Origin of the sequence: Pseudooceanicola antarcticus (assembly GCF_900215355.1) — a bacterium.
Taxonomy (GTDB): Bacteria; Pseudomonadota; Alphaproteobacteria; order Rhodobacterales; family Rhodobacteraceae; genus Pseudooceanicola; species Pseudooceanicola antarcticus.
In genome coordinates this window covers 1-17,853 of sequence record NZ_OBEA01000011.1, presented here as the reverse complement: position 1 = coordinate 17,853, position 17,853 = coordinate 1, and the positions used below count along the sequence as shown (strand labels likewise).

Below are 17,853 nucleotides of genomic sequence, written 5' to 3'. Positions count from 1 at the left end.
CCGCAGATCAGGCTATGCCGACACTCGGTAAAGTTTGCGACAGAACCGGATGGACCGCCCCGTGACTTCTGCCACGGCCTCGTCGCCAAAGGCCCAGAGGATCTGATCCAGCGCCGAGGGGATCGGCGCCAGCGTCATCAACTCCATCATGGCCGCGTCACGCAGAGCGAGCGCCTCGCGCGAGACGACCAGCGCGCCAGTTTCATCCCGAAGCGGCTCAGCCACCATGTTGCCGTCGATCTCCACGAGCTTTTGGGCATGGATCGGAAAAGCCTGTTCGAGGAAGGCGAGAACATAGTCGCGTGGCGTCAAGGCACCCTCGACGAGTTCATCCTCCGGGTCCATCGTCTCAAGCCGACGCTTCAACAGGCTCTCACCCGTCGAGACCACCTGGATGACGCAAGCCTTGCCTGCCGCCAGATCGTCCGCGATGGCGTGGATGATGGTCGGGGCCTTCATGCCCATCAGCAGATGATTGAAGAAACGCTGCTTTGTGCTCTCGAAGCGGGACTTGGCCGAGGCGCGTGCTGCCGAGGCATTGGTCTCTCCCGAGGCATCGTTGACGCCGGTGGCTGTCAAAGCGGCTTCGAGATTGTGGTGGATTGTGCGAAAGGCTCCCGCATAGGCGTCGTAGATCTCGATCTGGGCCGGGGTGAGCGCGTGTTCGAGCACGTCATACTCCACGCCATCGAAGCTGAGGGCGCGGGCCGTGTAGAGGCCGAGCGTCTTGAGATCGCGCGCGACCACCTCCATGGCGGCGACACCGCCAGCTTCCATCGCAGAAACGAAGCTCTCGCGGCTTGGGAAGGGGTATTCCGGCCCCTGCCCCCAGAGACCAAGACGCGCGGCATAGGCCAAGTTGTGCACGCTCGTGGCACCCGTGGCCGAAATGTAGAAGACGCGAGCGCGGGGTGCTGCCAGTTGCAGCCGCAGGCCTGCAAGGCCCTGCTGGGAGGGTTTGACCCCCCTGCCCTGCTCGGACCCGGCCGCGTTCTGCATGGCATGGGCCTCATCAAAGGCCAGTACGCCGTCGAAGTCTTCGCCCATCCAGTCGAGGGTCTGGCTCAGTCGCGTGGTGCCACATTTGCCCGCGGACCGCAGCGTGGCGTAGGTGACGAAGAGGATACCGTCGCCCATCGGGACGGGCTGATCCGGTTTCCATTTTGAGAGCGGCTGGATGTCGGCTGGCGAGCCGCCGAGATCGGTCCAGTCGCGGATGGCGTCCTCGATGAGCGTGGCGGATTTGGAAACCCAGATCGCCTTTCTGCGCCCGGCCAGCCAGTTCACGAGAATGAGCCCCGCGCATTCGCGCCCCTTGCCGCAACCGGTGCCGTCGCCGAGGAAATAGCCAAGGCGATAGGCACGTGCGTCTGGATCATCATCGGCGCGCGTCAGCTTGGTCTGGTCGTCATCGATCGCGAACCGACCCGGCAGGTCGCGCCCATGGGCGTCATGCGCCATGATGATGGTTTCCAGCTGCGCCTCGGAGAGATGTCCCTCCTCGATCAACCGTGCGGGCAGGCGCAAGTCATCACTGCCCGTGTTTGAGGGCATGGGCGGGGCAACCGAGGCCATGGCGATGCTCTCGACGAGCGGCGTGGGATGTTCTTGCGCACCCGCGATCTCGATCCGCTGCGGACGGTAGCGCGCATAGATGTCCGAGATGGGCGTGTTGTCGCGCGGGATATCGAGGCTCTTGAAAGTGAGCGGGACAACGGCATTGGCCCGAGATTTGGAGGCGGCGACAGGCGCAGCAGCGGTCTTGCGCGGGGCAGATGATGGAACGATCGGTCGCGCATGAGGGATCGCTTCAGCCCGTTGGACGGGGCGCATCTCGGGCCGGGTCGCGGCAACTGCGTCGACAAAAGGAAGGGCTTCATCCAAGTCCCGGACACTGGCGCGGATCATTTCGCCGTCCTCCTGCACCTTGTCGAAGACCATCAGCTGGGTTTCGACAGAGGTGCCGAGCTTGCGATAGACCTGTCCCGGCATCGTCAGCGCCAATCGCGGCGTCAGGAGACCGCAGGCGCGGGACCAATGCGCGGCATCGCGTTCGGGCGTGAATCCCGGCGGCATGATCGCCACCAGCCGCCCGCCGGGTGCCAGGCGCTTTGCAGCCGCGATGAGATGCTTGGCGGCGATGTGCTTGTCTCGGGAGCGATCGACCGAGGAGGCGAAGGGCGGGTTCATCACCACGACCTCGGGTAGAACCGGCGTCTGCAGCAGATCATCGATATGCTCGCCGTCATGGCCTGTGACCTCGCCGCCGAAAACCGCGCGCAGGAGGCGCTGGCGAAAGGGGTCGATCTCGTTGAGCAGAAGCGTGGCACCGGCCCGGGCGGCGAAAGCAGCGAGGGCACCGGTGCCCGCCGAGGGCTCCAGAACGGTCTCGCCCTTGCGGATCGCCGCGGCCCGCAAAACCAGCGCCGCGAATGGCAGCGGCGTGGAAAACTGCTGTAGCCGGATCTGCTGCTCTGACCGGCGGGTTTCCGTCAGGAGCCGTGAGGCAAGTAGCCTTGCAGCGGCGGTGTCACCTGCCGCGCCGTTCCCACGCAGCAGCACCTGGACAGCCGCTGCCTGCATCATGTCATAGGCCATGCGCCAGTCCCAGGCGCCACCGGCATCGCTGCCATGAAACGTCTCGCGCATGATACGCGCGAGCGCTGAACTGCGCAGGGGCTGGTCATCGACCTCCGTGCCGATTTGCGCGAGGGCAGAGGCGAGATCGGCTTCGGAGATTGCGAGAGCCGGGTTGGCCGTTCTGGGTTTGGACATGGGGATTTTCCTTTGGATCAGGGTCTGAGTTCCAAAGGACAAAAAGCCCGCTTTCGCTTTTCAGGGTGACGTAGTCAGACCGCGCCGACCTCAAAGGCTTGGTCAGGACTTGGGTTCGACCTGCCGCTTCGCATCAATCAATGCCTGTGCGGCCTGCATCACCTGAACCTGAGATGTTCCCGAGCGTGCATCCTCCAGCGCGGCCTGCACCTGCGCGCAAAACCACGTGTCATAAGAATTCGCTTCAGCGGCCACGGAAATGCTCCTCGAGCCCGATATCCAGCAGCTTGCCGAGGTCATCGGGCATGTCTGCAACGCGCACAGCAATTGGGAAACGGTGCCCCGTCAGGTCAGGCGCGCATTGCTCCTCTAGACCGAGGTGCTGCCTATCCTTTTCCGTCTCATTCATTGTGCTTTCTCCGACCGCATTATCAGCCGATGCTACATCTTCGAGCGTGGCGTCGTAAATGATAATGCCAAAGGGTCATAGCAAGCTGGCCCACTTACCGATCGGGCACCGCTTCAAGGGATTTCTCGAACCGCTTGCCTGCCGCTGCAGCTTCTTTCAAGAGCGCGTCGAAATTGTCAGGTGGGTTGCCATCTTCCAGCATCCCTTTGAACGTCGCATAGGCATCCGTCTTGCTGCCATAGGCGCGCAGGGTCTTGTCGTCGTTCACCCAAGCCACCACGATGACCTTCGCATCGCTGTTGAACCGGTAGAACAGCCGATACTGCTGGAAGAATTTCGCCCGGAACCAGTGCTTGCGGTGATCCCCGAGCGTGCCGCCCTGCCGGAAGGCGGCGGCACGCGGATCTGCCGGTATGGCCTCGGTGACCAGCTTGAAGATGGCGGCTAGCCGTTTCGTGGAGTTTTTCTTGCGCCAGGTCTTGGGATCGCGTGCCTTACGCGCTTCAACTTCCTCGATCAGCCCTTCGAGCTGGTCCAGAAAGAGCGGATGCGCATAAATCGACCATCCGTTTACGACAAGGGGCGCCCCTGCGGGCACGCTATCGCCGCTCATTCATCCTCGAGCGATAGCGGCGCATCGAGATCGACGTCAACGTCTCCGACCAGTGCTGCAAGACGGCCATGCAAAGCCCCATCGAACGCCCGGATGCGGTCCGGATGCGCCTTGATATCGGCCTCGACAAAATCGAGAAACGCGCCGAGCGCGGGATCTTCCTCGTCGCTGCGCACGGGCTCGATATAGACCCTGCCACTCGGCTCGGTGCAGTAGCGAATCTGGTCGCCCTTGCCCAGCTTGAGCTGCTTGCGCACTCCTGCCGGCACGGTCGTCTGATACCGATCCGTGAGTTTCGAGACATCTTGTGCGAGCGCTGTCATGGCAGTCTCCTGAAAGAATGGGGGGTCTTTGCTTCCTGCGATAGGTAATGCATTTGCATTGTCTTGTCAAGACAAGCCGCAGGATCTGCTGTCGCCGGCAGGTCGATGCACCGTCCGGCACAGCACCTATTCTCGCCCCGCGAGATACTCCGCCAACACCGGGCTGGCAGCACCTTTTGCGGAACTGAGCAGCTCCGAGCCCGCAAGCGAGGCCTTCGACAGGCGTACGAGCCCACCGGTTTCCTCGATGCGGTAGCAGCGGCGTTTTTGCCGCCCCCGCTTGTAGTGCGTCGCGGAGACGATCTGGCATGTACTGCCATCGGTGAGCGTCACGGGCGTGGCGAGCCTGATCTTGTCGCCTTCCTCGTAGTCCGGGATCGCAGCCCAATCCCGGCAGCGCTGGCGCCAGTCCTGGGCGTAGCTGTCCGGGTCTTTCAGGTCGGAGAGGAGCTCGATCAGCCCAAGGGGAGCACGAGACTCGTTCGGGCCAGCACTTTCCTCCATGTCCTTGTAGCCCCAGCAGCCGTCATCGTATCGGGTGAGGAAGACAGCCCCGAACGTGATGGAGCCATCCGCATCGGTGACATAGGTCGTGTCCTCGACCGGCGAGCCATCGATACTTGTGACCGTTGCCGCCGCGTACCAGGTGGAGCCGACCTTGCAAGCCTTGACCAATTCGGTTCTGCGCGTTTCGCCCTCGAAGGTGCAGAGCCGGGCAATCTCCGCTTTCTCATCCGCGTAGGTCTGGACGCGGCCGTCGGTATAGAAGAGCCATCCCATCAAGCCACCCTCCGGTCATCGATTTCCATCAGGGCATCGAGCGGCACGCGGTAGCGCTGCATGGCGTCGAAATCCTCACAATTGCCGCAGTTCTGTACGATAGCGAAGGTGTCGCAGGCATCCTTGAGGATGACCCGGAAGGTGCCGCCGAGGCCCGAGGGCACCTCGTAGGTTCCGCCGATGAGATAGTCCGAGGCCCGACGCACGAAGACGCGGATACTGTGGCCATCGGTGGCGAGCCGGATCGCACCCTGCCCCCGGTCGATGAGCACCTGCACGTCATCCAAGAGGTCGGTGTAAAACTGGCCGGTCAGATCGCGAAACGCCATGCGGCGCTGCGCCATCCAGTCGGTATCCCGAAACGGGTTCATGCCATCTGCGAAAGCGAAGGAGGGATCGGCCTGCTCGGTGGTAACGATACGGGTGGTCGTACCATCGATGCCGTTTGAGCGCAGATGCACACCATTGCCGACGATGAGGATCAGGGCCGGCCTGTCCACGGGCCCGTTCCAGTTGGGCAGGAAGGTTTTGCAGGCGCGCGCATGAGCGATCTGCGCCGCCACGGCGGAGGCGGAGAACTTGAGAATAGCCATGGGGATGTCTTTCCGTTGGGTATGAGAAGATAGACCCGCGCAGGCGAAAGGGCTTGCGCGGGTCGCGTGAGGACTCAGGCCGCTTGCGCGATCTCGCTGTCAGGCTCCGGGGTTTCCGCCGCGGGCTCCGCCTCATCACAGGCGACACCGGCTGTCTGCATCATGGGCGGGCACCAGGCGGCCACGGCAGCGCGCTGCGCGTCCGTGAGCGTGGCGAAGGGCTCGGCGAAGAGCTTGTCACAAAAGGCGACGATCTCCTTCTTGCTCGACGAGGCCAGCGTCACCGCCTCCTGGGCGAGACCCAGATCCTCGCCGAGGATCTTCAGGAGCCAAGCCTTCTTGAAGCGGTTGAAGAGCGCCGCATTCGGCGTCCAGTGGGAGCGGATGTCGGGCATGATCTCGATCTCGAACGCATGCATCAGGCTGTCGCGCTGGCGGTCCCGCGCGAAGCAGGACTGCGTGGTGCTGGCCGTGGCATAGGCCACGAGCTTGGCCTTTTCGCCTGCCTCCAGCGCGCGAAACGCCGCGAACTGATCGGCGGGCGCGCGGGTGTCATCGAGCCAGGAGAGGTCCAGCGCCTCATGCGCCGCCGCCACCTGCTCGAGCGAGGTTGCGTCGATCTCGTCCATCTTGGCATGGCTGCGGTATTCCTTGCGGGCATCGATCTTGATCGCCTGCGTGACACTCATGCCGCTGGCCAGAACGTCGCTCACCAGCTTGAAGAGCGTCAGATCGAGCGTAGCTTCCGGATGCAGCGCCATCGCGGCCCCAAGCGCCATGGCTCGCTCGGTCTTGAGGTCCTCAGCCAGTGAGGCCGGATAGGTGATTTCGCCGGCGTCTGGGGCCTCCTCCCCGGTCGGGCTAGCCGAGGAGCCGCGCGCGCCCTCCTTTTTGACGGTGTCTTCCGGGCGGACGAGGCCAACATGGAGGGTCACCTGCCCGCCCGACCAGGACGCGATTACCCCAGACCGCGCGAGGTCCTCGGCGCTGTAGGCCTCCTGCAGGTCGCGGGCTTCCTCTTCCAAGGCGTCCACGCGCTCGTAAAGCGCGTTGTAGGCACCGTCCTCGAGCCCCTCATCCTCCATCTCGAGCTGCAGTTTCTCAAGCTCGGCGGTGATCTCATCGATGCGCTTTTGCGCAGCCTCATCAGGCTCGATCGGGCCGGGATAAACGCGGCCGTAGTCGGCCATGGTCGCGTAATCATAGCGGACCATGGCATCGGCCCAGGCAAAGCCCAGCTTTATGCGGGCCTCTTCGGCGGCGGCACCGAGCTTCTCGAGCAGGATGGTCTCGACCAGCGCGGCGTCTTCGAGCACGGAATGCTCTTCCAGAAGGTCAGCGGCGACAGCGCCGCCCCGCGCCTCGTAGTCCGCGCGCACGAAGGCCCCGATATCGTCACTGACCTGCACGCCGCGGGATTTGAGCGCCTGGCGGACCGTATAGGCCTGCAGGTAGCTATCTTCCTTGGTGAGCGCCTCGAAGACTTCGCGCTGCACCTCCTGGCTCGGATGCTCCGCAAAGGCCTTCATCGTGTCGAGCGTGATCGTCTTGGCCCGGGCCGCGGCGCGGATGTCGGGGTGGATTAGGCCATAGCGCAACCGGCCTTTCACGGCCGCCACCGTGGTGCCGAAGGTCTTTGCGATCGTCTCGGGCGTCTGGTCGTCGACCTCCATCATCCGCGCGAAAGCCTCGAACTCGTCGATGGCATTCATCGGCGCCTGGGTGATGTTCTCAGCGAGCGACAGGGCCGTGGTGACATCGCAATCCTCTGGCACAAGACGGCAGTCGATCTTGGCCTTCGCCGTGAAGCCTTTCGCGGCCCTGTCCGCGACCAGCTCCTTCAGCGCGGCATGCCGACGGCCACCGGCGAGGACAGCATATTTGCCGTCGAGCTTCTGGACCATGAGCGGCTGCAGGAGACCCAGAACGGCGATGCTTGCCTTCAGATGGGCGATGTTCTCAGGATCATAGGTTTCCGGCGAGTTGCTGCGCACATTGGCGGGATGTGAGACCAGATCGCCGATGGCGACGGAGACGGGTTTGAAGCTTGTGGTCATGGCGTTTCCTTTTCGGTGGGTTTGGAGCGGCCCGCGCATTCAGATGCGCGGCCAATCCCCGTCTTCAGGGATCACCACAACAAAAGGCCCACTCTCCCTTTGAGGGGTCAGCGGGCCTTCATCGCCTGGGCTGTCAGGAGGGGTGTCCCCTCCCCTACCAGTCGCGCGCCAGCATGATGGTCAGCACGCGCATGGTGGTGGCGGGATTGTCCGGGGCCTCGGCGCCATAGCGGAAGTCGGAATCCGCTTCGTACAAATCCAGTTTCCAGAACACGGTCTCGCCGCGGACCTCGACCGCCCCGAAATCATGCCATCCTTCGGGATCGTTCTCGGGCTCGAAGGTCTCGAACATGCCCGTGGCCTTCACCGCCTCGGCCATGAAGCCGTCACCGGCATTCATAATTGAGCGGGTGACATGCATGCGGCCCTGAATAGACTGGGCGGTTGGCACACCGAGGCACGCGAGCTTGCGAAACGCGTCGTTCTGCGCTGCGATCACACTCGGATCAGGGCGGTCTGTCTGGGGTTGTCCTGTCATGGACATGGGGTGCTCCTTTGAGAAGTTGAAACACCCTTCCAAAAGCCAGCTTTTTCTTTTTCCCCCTGGCGGCAGGACAGAAGCAGAAGGGGCCCTACCCGAACAATCGCTTGGGTCTGTAATTCGGGTTGGGGATGGTTTCGATCCAGCCGCCTTGGTGCTTGATGGTCTCAAGTGCCGCCGAGAGCGGATAAGCGCCCTCGGACGGGCTCCACCAATAGGCGCCGTGCTTGAAGGTGATGATCTTGCGGCGGCCGTCGTTGAAGCAGGCCACCCGCAGCGTCTTGGGTTCCTTACGTGACATGGGCGTCTCCGTTCTCCCTGTGGTCAGGCGGCCTTGGCTCGGCCCCCTGCCCTGCCCGCCTCCGATCTGGCGATCAGGTAGTCGCAGGCGCGCTGCGCATCGGCGGCGTGCCGGAAGATCGCGCCTTTGTCAGACCGAAGGACGCGCAACCAGTTGTGGAGGTAGGCGGCGTTCATCTCGAGCGTATGGGCCGTGAAGCCGAGTGTCTGACCCAAAAAAACCGAGGTCAGTTCGGCGACGATCTCTTCGCGGGCATAGGCCGTGTTGCCAAACTTCGAGAGCCCGAAATCGCGGTTCAGTCGATGGGGGGCTTTCGTGGCATGGGCCAGCTCATGCGCCCAGACCCCGTAGAAATTGCGCGGGTCCTGGAACCGCGTGATAGATGGCATGAACACCTTGTCTACAGGCGGCAGATAGTAGGCTTCCGTGCCCGTGAAGACGGTCGTGATGTCGATGGCATCAAAAAACGCCTGCATGTGCGGGATGGGCTCGGACGGCGGATGCTCGGGCATGGGCTCCGGATCGGGGAAGAAGCTCTCGGGCAGGCCCTCGATCTGGCAGGCATTGAACACGCGGTAGGATTTCTGGAAGCGGAACACGCGGGCCTCCTCGGAGTGGTCATCGCTCTCCGCGTGCTCATCCTCGCCGCCGGCGTCTTTCCGGCTTTGACCATAATAGACGACGACAGAGGATTTCTCGCCCTTGCGCACCTTCGCGTCCAACGCATTGGCCTGCGGCAACGTCATCCAGAAGGGCGAGCTGTGGCCCGCCATCACGGTTCGCATGGTCAGCAGGAAGTTGTTCACCCCCTGGTAGGGCTCACCGCCCACGCGCAGGGGGCGTGAGCTGCCGCCTGCCGTCCAGGGTTTGCGCCACGGCAAAACGCCGCGCTCGATGATGCGGATGATTTCGTTGGTGATGACCTCGGAGGCATCGAATTTGGGCGTGCGGGATCGGGCCATGGCTGGCCTCCTTTCGAGTGTTGGTGAGAGGGAATGGCGACTAGGTTGACCGAGAGGGCCGTGGATCGTTGTTGATGCTCGCACCGAGATCTTCGACCATGTCGATGTAGCTGGTCAGCGAGACAGACCCGCCGGGACCCGAATGCTCATGGTTGACCGATCCGTTCCGCGTCACCCGCGGCAGGTTCGCGAAGGCGATGACATCCGTGACGGGTCGAATGTCGACGAAGGGTGTCCCTCGTGCGACCGCAAGAGAGGCCAAGGGAAAGCGCTCGATCGGCGCGAAACTCGACACGGTGGTCCAACCGAGGTGGAGGAATGTCCCGCCGTCTCCGCAGATCACATGCGCATTTGGCAATGACGCGGCCTGCTTGAGATAGCCGAGATCGCGGAGAACGGCTGTCCGCTCGAGCTGCCGTGCCAGCTCCTCCTCGCCGGTTCGGCGCAGCTCTCTATGCCGCCACCAAGAGGCAGCGGTCGCGCGCAGAACGCGCAAGACACCTGTTTGCATGGGGAAGCCCTTCATCCAGAACGGCAGACCGGAACCCGGCCCGGACCCGTCCGAGGAACCCAAAGGCCCTCATCCGTCAGTCACAAAAACCCGAAGTCCACTTTCCCTTTTCACCAGCCAACTGGTCCGGGGGAACGGCCGAGGGTCCGACACCACCGCGGACCCCAGTGACTGCATGCAGTAAGTGGCGGTTCCGGTCCAAGATCGGCAAGCCATATCTGCAACCCCGATCCGACTGCCGCAGTCTTTTTCATATTATCAATAACTTATCCGATTTTCTCGATCGGCAAAGAACGGTCCTACTGCAACTTCTCAGGTCCGAAAATCAGGATTTCCGACGTTCAGAGCAATGCAGCGCTACGGATTAGCATGGGAAACGAAGTCACATTACCTCCTGACAGCTTGAAATTCAGCAATATTGCCGCTATATACCGTCAGTATCACTGTAGGAGCATAGAACATGCACATCGCGAACTTTGCTGAGGCTGGGCAATTCGAACCGCGCAAGATCGCCGCGGTGCTACGCACATCAGCAGAAGAGATCGCATTGACCGTCGGCTTGGGCAAGGACGCACTACAGAGGCGCGCCCGTATCAGTTCGGACAAGACACAGCGCCGCCTGCGCGAACTGGTTGAGGTGCTCAACAAGGTCGAACCCCGCTTCGGCTCGGAACTGATGGCCTATGCATGGTACCGGTCAGAGCCCCTGTCCGGCTTTGATGGGCGAACAGCCATGCAGCTGGTTCAGGAAGGCAAAGCTCAGCAAGTTCTGGAATACATCGATGCAGTCGATGCGGGCGTCTTTGCCTGATGCCGCTGAAAGATGAGCGCTACACAGGACCACTCTATCGTGCACTGAACCCGGTCTATGCGCGTGAACCTCTGTCCGGACGAGGCGCTGAACTTTATGGAGGGCGCTTTAACGCAAAGGGCACCCCTGCCCTCTACACCTCTCTGGATCCCGCAACCGCTCTTAGAGAAGCCAATCAGGTCGGCAGCCTGCAACCCACGATCCTGGTGTCCTACAAGGCCAACCTTGGGCCTATTTTCGATACCCGCGATCAGGACGGACTTGACCGGTATAACGCGACCGAGGCGATGCTTGCCGACCCAGCATGGCGCATGAAGATGCTCGATGGCCAATTGGTGCCGACACAGAAGTTAGCACGCGCCCTCATAGCAGATCGGTTTGCGGGGCTCCTGATCAAGAGTTTTGCGAAGGGCGCGTCGTCATCGGACTTCAACATCGTCCTGTGGGCCTGGACTGACAATAAAAGTTCTTTGGAAGTGGTGGATGACGAAGAGCGGCTGTCACGCATGTGAGGTGATTGGCTGACACTTTCATGGGGTGCACTTGTCGAGTACGGCGCCTGTCACAAGCCTCGCTACGTCGCTGTCAGGGAATAGCTGGTACTACGTCCGCCAGCCCCATCTTTCTCTAGGGCTCCTAAGTCGATCAGATCGAGGATGTCGCGATAGGCCGTGTCTTGTGAACATTTTTCGATCTTCGCGTACTTCGACGTCGTGAGCTTTCCTTCGAATCCATTCACCAGGCGGTTCAGCATGTCCCGCTGGCGGTCGTTCATGTTCGCCGCTCCATATTTCTCCCAGAACCGCGCCTTCCTGAACACGGCCTCAAGGATGATCTCGGCACCATCAAATGCGCGGTCAAGGCAAGCCAGAAACCAAACGAGCCACGCCGTGACATCAAGCCCCCCTTTTTGCGTCGACTCGAGCATGTCGTAATAATCGCTCCGCTCCTGTCGGATTTGCGTCGACATGCTGTAGAACCGCTGCGCGCTGCCTTCGGATCGCGCCAAGGCCATGTCTGCGATCGCCCGCGCGATGCGGCCGTTGCCATCATCGAAGGGGTGGATGGTGACAAACCACAGATGGGCGATGGCGGCATGTATGACGGGATCCGCCTCGGAGGGCTGATTAAACCAGGTCAGGAAGCGCGCCATTTCAGGGTCTAACCGTTCGGCGTCTGGCGCCTCAAAATGCACGCGTTCGCGGCCATAAGGTCCTGATACAACCTCCATGGGACCGTCACGCCACCCCCCGACCCTGATCCGAGTCATTCCGCTTCGCCCGGTTGGAAAGAGAGCCGCATGCCAGCCGAACAGACGCTCCGCATCCAGTGGCTGGTCATACGCTTGGGTTGCGTCCAGCATCATCTCGACGACACCATCAACATGGCGATCAGACGGGATCAGTCCGCCAATTTCCAGACCTAACCGCTTTGCGATAGACGATCGAACCTGATCCTTGTCGAGCGTTTCCCCCTCGATCTCGCTGCTTTTCACGACATCACTGGTCAGTGTCCTGAGCATCGCCTCGTTGCGAAGATCGAAGCCAAGACCCTCCATGCGCCCCAAGAGCTTGCCTTGGCGGTGACGGACCGCAGCAAGTTGGGATGACAGCTTGGCCTTATCCCAGGTAAACTGGGGCCAATCAGGGAGTTCGTGAATGTAGGTCATATTTTACGCACTCTTTGCGGAGATTATACGGCACAATCTCCACAAGACAATAACAAACACCGCAGACCGCGCGGAGAATAAGGGCGGCAATCTCCGCATGCTCGACTTGGAACGCTGAATGTAGGACACCTGCTTTACCATTCTATCACGCAGCCTGTCCGCCCAGCCGGCCATAGAAGCTACGCTCTAGATGCAGCTCCCCTGCCCCAGCCTTCTCGACCATACCCCGCAGATATCCACCCGGAGACGCCACTTCGCCGGCGCAATGCTTGTCAAACGTGAGAACGAGCGCTGCTGTCGCGACTTGGGGCCCGAGACGGTCCTGAGCGAGGTTCCAAGCATGCTCTGAGACGCCGATCAACGGCCTTAGCTGCCCGACAACCCGATGCAGATCGCCCCAATCCTTCAAATACCCGCCCATATTGCGGGCCCAGGACGCGAATTCAGGACAAGCCTGCATCACAGTCGGCAAATCAAGCGCTGCACCACGTTTCCTACGTGTTTCAACCACCCAGTCTTCCAGCTCCGTATCGACCTTCTCTTCCGGTGGCGCATTTGGCACCACGGCCGCCGCTTGCTCAGTTTCTGAGCGATTACAGGTTACAGGATTTAGTTGAGTTGTAATTAGTATATGAGGTTCAGAAATGACCTCCCTGGGGTCCATTTCTTGAATCTCTTTTGGCTCTTGTTCAGTGGTTGCGGGCATGTTTTCCACAAGGTCATCCGCTCGAACTGCCTTGAGAAAGGTCGCCTCGACACGCTCCTGAAGTTCTCTGAACCAACCTAGGAGCCGCTCAAGCGCCTCAGAGGCCGTGTTCCGGCGTGGCAAGCGGTGCAGAAGATCCTCAAAGAGGCTTGAGAGCTGTGTCCAGGGGCCACTCAGAGCACCCCTCTGGGCCGCTTCGATCCTCGCGCGGATCATTCGGCGCGCAACTGTGATCTGGCGCTTCAGGCGCTGGCAGAGTTCACGTTCAGCCTGTAGTTCGGCATGGAGATGCTCAAACTCTTCGGCGCGAGCCGACAGCGGCGACAAATCAAATCCGTAAGCCTCGAGGATACGACCGTCAGCGTCCCTGTGGCCCCATCGCTTGCCATTTGGACTGTCCTTGAAGGCAATCACGCCGATCTCGGCCAGACGCCTGGCATGGCGCTTGAGCGCCGAGAGCGAGAAGCCTGTTTGCTCCATCAGATAAGAGTTGGACGCCCAGACGATCGGACGCTGTCCCTCTTCCCAATCCTCGGCTTGTGTGAAGGCCCCAAGCGTGTCGAGAAGCAGCATGTCGCCAGCCTTGAGGCCTATATGCGCACCAACGCGTTTCACGGCGACAAAGGCCTGTGACTTGGGCACGGTTGATCTTTCACCAGCTTGTGCGTGCTGTTCAGCAACCGCCAGTCCGGCCGTCGCTTTGCGCCACCCCGAGGGTTGGTTGGTATTAGACAAACTTCCACCCTTCTGAGGCATGTCTGTCCCAGTCGCTCCGCGCGGAGCCTCATTGAATTTTGTCATCTCTTAGCTAGGCACAGAAAACCTGTTCGCCCGAAGACGTTTTTCGTTGTTTAGCGATTCGCGGGCTGCTAAGATTGTAGTGTCAAAACAAATCGCGCCTTGTGCGCAGCAGCCCTCGGGACTTCGGTTTCGAGGGTTTTTCTTTTGTGCCGTCCTCCTTTCTGCTCAGTGCCTCAGTCTTGGCGGTTAACAGTTGTTAACCGCCGCTATCCTTCGTGGTTCTCTGATCGGAACCGATCGAAGGAATCTTGTATGAGCTGGTCCAGATTCTGATCCAGCCAATTCGCGAATCTTGTGTTCTCCCCTACCCGCTTAACGGTTACTGAGAGTCCCGATTTCCCACTCTTGATCTGCACACCAGGAACGGGCGAGCGCTGTTCAACTGATCGCTCTTGCTTTCCTCGCTTGCCAATTTCCTTGATGGCGAGTTCCAGCCGCCCGTCGGAATCAAGATCGCCAGATTGACCAAGTACATCCAATACACGCTCCTCCGAGAGTTGCTCCTTCTCGAACGCTGTTGCGAGGGTCGTCCATTTTGGGCGCCCTGCCCCTGGGGCCGCGCCGATTGCCTCTCCGACCGCTACCGGCACAAGCCGGTTGATACGTTCAAGCTGCGAGAGAGTGTTCTTGCTGATCGCCAAAGCTTGGCATGCTTCCGCACGGGAGTAACCCTGCTCCAAGATCGCCTGTGCGAACCGAACACGTTCATAGTAGCTCAGCTCCGCACGCCCTGCATTCTCGAGCCCCTTCGCCATTAGAGCATCGGTATCATCGAGTGTGCGGATCAGAGCCCGCACCGGCATCCCTAAATGGCGACAGGCAAGTATGCGTCGCTGGCCATAGATGACTTCAAAATGGCCGTCACGATCCTTTGATGGACGCAATAGCACTGGAACTTGCTGTCCGGACTCAGCAATGCTGGCCGCAAGATCTTGAATAGATGCATTTGCCGCGTCACTGTTAACAGCTGTTAACTCGATATCCAGCCGATCCTTTGGACCCCAGGCAAGGATCAAGTTGGTGTCGATTTCCTGAATGCCCCCGAGGCCGGCGCGGACAGAACCGATTGTCCCCTTGGGCAAGGTCCGATGGGCTCTGTCGGACGCACCCTCCTTTGACACCTCGCTTGCGGCTGTGATCGCAGCCATGATCCCCGTCTTATTCTTCCCCATTGCCATGACTACCGCCCCCATGCCTGTTGAAGCATCCCTGCGATCTCCGCACCTACAGCATCCATGCTGTTCTTCGCCCGATCGTAGGTCGACCGCGTCATCTCGGATCGTGCAACCTCGTAGATCGACATCTTGAGCATCGACGCGTCGCCAATGGCAGTACTGCGCAGTCCGGTCGCTCCAACGACACGATCCTGGAAGAGGGCGCGCATCAGACTCACGATCTGCTGACTCGGAATATCGCTCGGATCGTCGCGCGTGATGAGAAAAGAGAAGAAGTCATGATCGAGCTTGACGCCTGTGTCCTCGATCACCCCGAGATAGGCAGATGTCATCTCGACAAATTGCTGTGTAGAGGCAAGGTCGAGCATGCTTGGCGTCATCGGCACGATAACGGAGGTCGCGGCATAAAGACCGGTCAGAGTCAAAAAACCCAGAGCTGGCGGGCTGTCGATCACAACTACATCGTAGTCGCTCTCAACGGACTGGATCGCTAGACTGAGCTTCTCAAAGAACGCGACACCTCGCCCCGCATTGACCGCTGTTTCAGTCTCAAATTCGCTCAGCACAAGGCGGGCAGGGGCCAAATGCAAGCCAGGGAAATAGGTTTCCACGACAGCTTCTGACATCGGCACAGCATCGTCATAACGCAGTGCGTCGTAAATCGACGCGCCTTCAAACTCCAGTTCAGTTTGAATCCCGCAAAAGCCCGTGAGACTCCCTTGTGGGTCCAAGTCAATCGCCAGCACGCGGTAACCACTCAAAGCAAGGTAGTGACACAGATGGATCGCAGAGGTGGACTTCGCAGATCCACCTTTGAAGTTCATCAGCTGAATGACCTGAAGCTTGTCACCCTCGCGACGCCCGGGAAGGTACTTGCCCGGCTTTCGAGAGCTTGCCTCGAGAAAATGGCGTGCTTGCAGGATCTCTTTCCCGGAATAAAAGCGCCGTCCATTCTTGATGACTTCCGGCTCAGGCAACAACCCTTCGCTATGGCACTTGCGCAAAAATTGACCGGTCACGCCGAGTAGGTCAGCAGTCTCTGTTGCGCTGAATAGTCTCAAATTTTTCCGCTGATCGGGCGCGTAGGCCTGTTGAAGATGCGTCGTGAGCGCCGTGTGTAGACGCGCGGCCATCTGGCTTGTAAGCTCGGATTGGGACGCCGCTTCGATGGGTGCCGTCTGAAACATAGTTGCAATTTCTCTGCTCGAACGCGCTTATTTGCGCAACTTGACTCTAATGGCCGTGATTCACCCTGTTAAGTCAAGGATTTTATCCACAAATTGTGCTGTTGGACCAAAGCGCTACTAGGGAAGCCACGCACCCTCCCGAGTTAACAGCTGTTAACAGCACACACAAAATTGCGGTTCACGGGCCAATCTGGCGCAGACTGGGTATCGCAAGCGCCTCGCTTCTCAACGGCGTCTTGACCGAAATTCTGGTTTGAGAGAGATACAATGAGCTCAGGCCGGAACAGACAACGCACCGACAGACCTACGGCAATTCCACGACCGAACTGGATCGATATTCAAAGCTACACTGATACTTGGGTGCCGCGCCCAAACGATCAGACCAAACGCACTGCATGAGCAAGGATGGACAAGGCCCTGTCGTCTGAGGCGTCCATGATCCCCAGCAGGGTAGGGGGCATCACGGTTGCCTGCGTCGTGGGAACAGTATCCGACACAAGGCACAGCGTTGCTACGACGAATTCAACCACACCTCACCGACCCGCGACACCTACCCGATGAGACCAAATTATTGAGGGACGAGGAGAAGCGATCCGCGACACTCAAGGTTCCAGAGAATGTTCAGTGATCATGAGTTCAAACTCTAAGAAGCCGATGCGCTTACTCGACTGCTTCGGAGAACACTGGAAAGCAACCGCGGACCACGTTCTTGCGCCAGCACAACCTATGGCTCCCGTCACCGAATGTCTGAGGGCAAACTGCCCCCAGCTTTGTTGTTTAGATGATCCGCGTAGAATGATCGATGTCAGATACCTTCCGAAGATCCAGGTTCAGGAACCGTCGTCGCAAATACTAGGGCAGGGACCTCTATCATTGTCCCGGTCCTAGCTAAGTCGATTGTCAGAAAATGGAGACAATTGGAAACCGCCGGGAGCGCACAGTAGCGCTAATCGACGCCACCTCAGGTTCATGCCCGACTGAGGCTTTGTGTTTGGCTCACAGATCGCCGCGTGCCAGCATTGAGGAGCCGGGAAATGCACGACGTATTGCGCGTGAAACATCGGTTGCGCGTCGTGAACCCATTCTCACGCCCGCAAAGTGCGCTGCAACACTGCAATCGTTCCATGGCGTGGAAGATTCTCAAGATTGTTGTTGATGCGCGGACCTCAGCAACCCCAACCTTTCAGCACGCTCCAGCAGCATTTTGACCGACGACGGCTGCCAGCTGGTGCGACCGCGAGGGGTGCGCTCACGCATGGATTCCAGTCGGTCGCAGATTGCCTGCAAGGTGATCTCGGGGTCAGCACCTTTGATTGCGGCGACAATCGCAGGCAGGCGATCGTCGGTTTCGCGACGTCCAGCGCGTCCAAGCACTTCAGCGGGCAGGAATCCGTCCGCCACGTATGCCTTCACGGCGCGGAGCAGGCGGCTTTGCGTCCAGCGCCGATCATGGAGCAGGGGGCCATTGATGATCCGCAGGACGTCTTCCCAAGCCATATCGGGGCGCAAACGGCGCACATGGGGCACCCAATCCTGCGCAGTTTCGTTCAAGCGCTCCATGTAGCCGTCCTGTCGCGCCAGCCGCACCTTGCGCAGCGCTTCAGGGTCCTTGGCGCGAAGACCTGGGTTGCCGCCGACG

The 17,853-nt window shown here is 60.3% G+C and carries 18 protein-coding genes and 1 pseudogene; 2 read left to right on the top strand and 17 right to left on the bottom strand.

What is annotated here, in order from left to right; translation table 11 throughout:
• Window positions 1-12: 12 nt before the first annotated feature.
• The 12 genes from CRO50_RS19535 to CRO50_RS19485 all read right to left on the bottom strand — a co-directional run bounded on the left by CRO50_RS19535 (window position 13) and on the right by CRO50_RS19485 (window position 9,865).
• The gene (locus CRO50_RS19535; protein WP_232617649.1) at window positions 13-2,775 is read right to left on the bottom strand and encodes a strawberry notch family protein; all 2,763 of its coding nucleotides are present in this window, start codon (window positions 2,773-2,775) and stop codon (window positions 13-15) included.
• A gap of 102 nt (window positions 2,776-2,877) precedes the next feature.
• Window positions 2,878-3,030 carry an antitoxin PaaA2 family protein gene (locus CRO50_RS19530; protein ID WP_043754116.1) on the bottom strand — a complete coding sequence of 51 codons (153 nt, stop codon included), beginning with the start codon at window positions 3,028-3,030 and terminating at the stop codon, window positions 2,878-2,880.
• Window positions 3,020-3,184 (bottom strand): hypothetical protein, encoded by a 165-nt coding sequence (locus tag CRO50_RS20275; protein WP_009819683.1) that lies wholly within the window; start codon window positions 3,182-3,184, stop codon window positions 3,020-3,022. Before CRO50_RS20275 ends, CRO50_RS19530 begins: the two co-directional genes overlap by 11 nt.
• 94 nt (window positions 3,185-3,278) lie before the next feature.
• Window positions 3,279-3,797, bottom strand: a complete 519-nt coding sequence (locus CRO50_RS19525) for a type II toxin-antitoxin system YhaV family toxin (RefSeq protein WP_097147534.1) — start codon at window positions 3,795-3,797, stop codon at window positions 3,279-3,281.
• Window positions 3,794-4,120 carry a type II toxin-antitoxin system PrlF family antitoxin gene (locus CRO50_RS19520; RefSeq protein ID WP_097147533.1) on the bottom strand — a complete coding sequence of 109 codons (327 nt, stop codon included), beginning with the start codon at window positions 4,118-4,120 and terminating at the stop codon, window positions 3,794-3,796. Before CRO50_RS19520 ends, CRO50_RS19525 begins: the two co-directional genes overlap by 4 nt.
• A gap of 126 nt (window positions 4,121-4,246) precedes the next feature.
• On the bottom strand, window positions 4,247-4,900 hold the full coding sequence (locus tag CRO50_RS19515; protein ID WP_097147532.1) for a DUF6927 domain-containing protein: 654 nt from the start codon (window positions 4,898-4,900) through the stop codon (window positions 4,247-4,249).
• Window positions 4,900-5,493: a regulator gene (locus tag CRO50_RS19510; protein ID WP_097147531.1), complete on the bottom strand. Its 594-nt coding sequence runs from the start codon at window positions 5,491-5,493 to the stop codon at window positions 4,900-4,902. The genes CRO50_RS19515 and CRO50_RS19510 overlap by 1 nt, the downstream gene beginning before the upstream one ends.
• Window positions 5,494-5,567: 74 nt before the next feature.
• Window positions 5,568-7,550 (bottom strand): ParB/RepB/Spo0J family partition protein, encoded by a 1,983-nt coding sequence (locus CRO50_RS19505; RefSeq protein ID WP_097147530.1) that lies wholly within the window; start codon window positions 7,548-7,550, stop codon window positions 5,568-5,570.
• A gap of 154 nt (window positions 7,551-7,704) precedes the next feature.
• On the bottom strand, window positions 7,705-8,094 hold the full coding sequence (locus CRO50_RS19500; RefSeq protein WP_043754131.1) for a DUF3768 domain-containing protein: 390 nt from the start codon (window positions 8,092-8,094) through the stop codon (window positions 7,705-7,707).
• A gap of 88 nt (window positions 8,095-8,182) precedes the next feature.
• Window positions 8,183-8,392, bottom strand: a complete 210-nt coding sequence (locus tag CRO50_RS19495; protein ID WP_043754132.1) for a DUF6330 family protein — start codon at window positions 8,390-8,392, stop codon at window positions 8,183-8,185.
• A 23-nt stretch (window positions 8,393-8,415) separates the two neighbouring features.
• Window positions 8,416-9,354 (bottom strand): ArdC family protein, encoded by a 939-nt coding sequence (locus CRO50_RS19490; RefSeq protein WP_097147529.1) that lies wholly within the window; start codon window positions 9,352-9,354, stop codon window positions 8,416-8,418.
• A gap of 40 nt (window positions 9,355-9,394) precedes the next feature.
• A complete protein-coding gene (locus CRO50_RS19485) occupies window positions 9,395-9,865 on the bottom strand; it encodes a hypothetical protein (protein ID WP_332835668.1) in 471 nt (156 codons plus the stop codon).
• 460 nt (window positions 9,866-10,325) lie between these two features.
• Here CRO50_RS19485 and CRO50_RS19480 point away from each other — a divergent pair, with 460 nt between their 5' ends.
• Both CRO50_RS19480 and CRO50_RS19475 read left to right on the top strand, forming a co-directional pair.
• On the top strand, window positions 10,326-10,676 hold the full coding sequence (locus CRO50_RS19480; protein WP_097147528.1) for an MbcA/ParS/Xre antitoxin family protein: 351 nt from the start codon (window positions 10,326-10,328) through the stop codon (window positions 10,674-10,676).
• Window positions 10,676-11,188: an RES family NAD+ phosphorylase gene (locus CRO50_RS19475; RefSeq protein WP_097147527.1), complete on the top strand. Its 513-nt coding sequence runs from the start codon at window positions 10,676-10,678 to the stop codon at window positions 11,186-11,188. The genes CRO50_RS19480 and CRO50_RS19475 overlap by 1 nt, the downstream gene beginning before the upstream one ends.
• Window positions 11,189-11,250: 62 nt before the next feature.
• Here the strand turns inward: CRO50_RS19475 and CRO50_RS19470 are convergent, their stop codons facing one another.
• From CRO50_RS19470 to CRO50_RS19450, 5 genes and pseudogenes are all read right to left on the bottom strand, one after another.
• Window positions 11,251-12,345: a Fic family protein gene (locus tag CRO50_RS19470; protein WP_097147526.1), complete on the bottom strand. Its 1,095-nt coding sequence runs from the start codon at window positions 12,343-12,345 to the stop codon at window positions 11,251-11,253.
• Window positions 12,346-12,490: 145 nt separating this feature from the next.
• Entirely contained in the window at window positions 12,491-13,807 is a 1,317-nt protein-coding gene (repC, locus tag CRO50_RS19465) for a plasmid replication protein RepC (RefSeq protein ID WP_097147525.1), read from the bottom strand.
• A 251-nt stretch (window positions 13,808-14,058) separates the two neighbouring features.
• The gene (gene repB, locus CRO50_RS19460) at window positions 14,059-15,000 is read right to left on the bottom strand and encodes a plasmid partitioning protein RepB (RefSeq protein ID WP_232617647.1); all 942 of its coding nucleotides are present in this window, start codon (window positions 14,998-15,000) and stop codon (window positions 14,059-14,061) included.
• A 32-nt stretch (window positions 15,001-15,032) separates the two neighbouring features.
• Window positions 15,033-16,214, bottom strand: coding sequence for a plasmid partitioning protein RepA (gene repA, locus CRO50_RS19455; RefSeq protein ID WP_097147523.1), 1,182 nt, complete (start codon window positions 16,212-16,214; stop codon window positions 15,033-15,035).
• Window positions 16,215-17,354: 1,140 nt separating this feature from the next.
• A pseudogene (locus CRO50_RS19450) lies at window positions 17,355-17,853 on the bottom strand (recombinase family protein); the annotation flags it as partial.